Annotated in this window: 2 protein-coding genes; both read right to left on the bottom strand. The window is 44.5% G+C overall.

What is annotated here, in order from left to right; genetic code table 11:
- Positions 1-17: 17 nt before the first annotated feature.
- Entirely contained in the window at positions 18-500 is a 483-nt protein-coding gene (locus ACTHS3_RS12460; protein ID WP_440368074.1) for a hypothetical protein, read from the bottom strand.
- A 172-nt stretch (positions 501-672) separates the two neighbouring features.
- Positions 673-1377, bottom strand: coding sequence for a peptidoglycan DD-metalloendopeptidase family protein (locus ACTHS3_RS12455; RefSeq protein ID WP_070607523.1), 705 nt, complete (start codon positions 1375-1377; stop codon positions 673-675).
- Positions 1378-1695: the final 318 nt, after the last annotated feature.

Below are 1695 nucleotides of genomic sequence, written 5' to 3'. Positions count from 1 at the left end.
TTTATCAAATTGGGGTTTTATTTGTCTTGAGCATTTTTTTGTTCGCGAACCACCCATTGGGCAATATCTGAACCCAAGACTTTAGAAGTGCGATTTAAGACTGCACAAGAGCTTTTATAAACACCGAGCATGCCGCCGGAAGAATTGCGGGTAAAGGTTTTTTTATTGACTTCTTCGCCATCACCATACAAAGTGGCAACGGCTGTAATACTTTTGGCGTGGCCGACAAAGGCTACGCCTGCGCTCATGGCGGAAGTAATGGAGATATCTGCGTATGTGCCTTGTTTTTTACCGTCACGGACAATAGTTACATCACTTTTGGCTGCAGTTTCTTGCAAAGATTTGGACATGACGTTGCCAATTTGTAAACACTCGGAAACGATACGGGTATCGATTTCTTCTGCATGACGGTAAGGGATGCTTTCATCAATATGGACATCTGCGCTGGCAAATGCAGAAGCAAACAAGAATGCGGTTGCAAGGATGCGGTTAGGAGACATAGTAGGGCACCTAAAATAGAATGTTAAAAAGAGTTGTTATTGTATAACGGTGTTTTCACTCAATCAACATAAGTTAAGTTGGTCAATGCTTTGTTGAGATGGGTGTTATGGTAAGACAAATCAAAAGGCCGTCTGAAATAAAGTTATTTCAGACGGCCTTTTGATTAAGGTATTAATTTGTTCTAGTCAAATAAGGCAGGGGATCGACTGCTTTGCCGTTGAGACGAACTTCAAAATGCAGCTTGACGCTGTCTGAATCGCTGCTGCCCATGGTGGCGATAACTTGACCTGCTTGGACTTTTTGATCTTTTTGTACCAAAAGCGTGTCGTTATGGGCGTAGGCGGTAATGGTGTAGTCATTGTGGCTGATCAAAATTAGCTTACCGTAACCGCGGACTTCTTCGCCAACGTAGATAACGGTACCGGCTGCAGCGGAACGGATTTGTTGGCCTTGTGTGCCTGCAATATCTATGCCTTTGCTGGTTGTGCCGTTGTAGCGTTGGATAATGGAGGATGAAGCGTTATCGGTCGGCCATTGCAGGTTCAATCGGTTGATTGGGGTAACGGCAGTGGTTTGGCGTTGCTGTGTTGCAGTGCTGCGTGGGGCAACATGACGGCGGACGCGCAATACTTGGCCGACTTCGATTTGTGAGGCGTTGGGAAGGTTGTTCCATGCAACCAGTGTATTGACGTTTTGTCCGTAGCGTTTGGCGATTTGGGTCAGGGTATCGCCAGGGCGGACTTTGTAGTAGCCGTCAGGTACGGCGCGGTTGGAAGAGGTATTGTTGCCGGCGCAGGCTGCTAATACGGCAATGGTGCTGATGAGTGCTAGACGTTTCAAGGCCGTCTGAAAGGTGGAAATAAAATTTGTATTCATGGGTTGTTTCTAAATGTATCGTTATGCTGTGTATGATAGATAGGAAGAGTGAAAAAAGGTTCACTCAAAAGGCATGGGATAAAATGCGGAAAGGCAATATAGTACCATTGAGAATTTGTGGGTATGGCAGAATCTTTTTATATCTTTTTGATGTAAAATGACTTTTTTAAAAAGGTAAAAGAACGTGAAAGTTCTTTCAGACGGCATTGAATAAGGCAATAAAAATCCCCTGCCGAGATAGACGGGCAGGGGATTTTTGTCTCATCGAACTTATTTGTTCAATTCGTTAGCCAGATACAGCCAAGTTTCAATCACGGT

Source organism: Neisseria sp. P0009.S007, assembly GCF_051962515.1.
The sequence above is the reverse complement of the archived record's forward strand: the minus strand, read 5'-3'. Positions and strand labels throughout refer to the sequence as shown.

Bases quoted from the DNA above. Each gene is read 5' to 3' on its own strand.
- ACTHS3_RS12460 (WP_440368074.1), bottom strand. From the start codon at position 500: ATGTCTCCTAACCGCATCCTTGCAACCGCATTCTTGTTTGCTTCTGCA.
- ACTHS3_RS12455 (WP_070607523.1), bottom strand. From the start codon at position 1,377: ATGAATACAAATTTTATTTCCACCTTTCAGACGGCCTTGAAACGTCTA.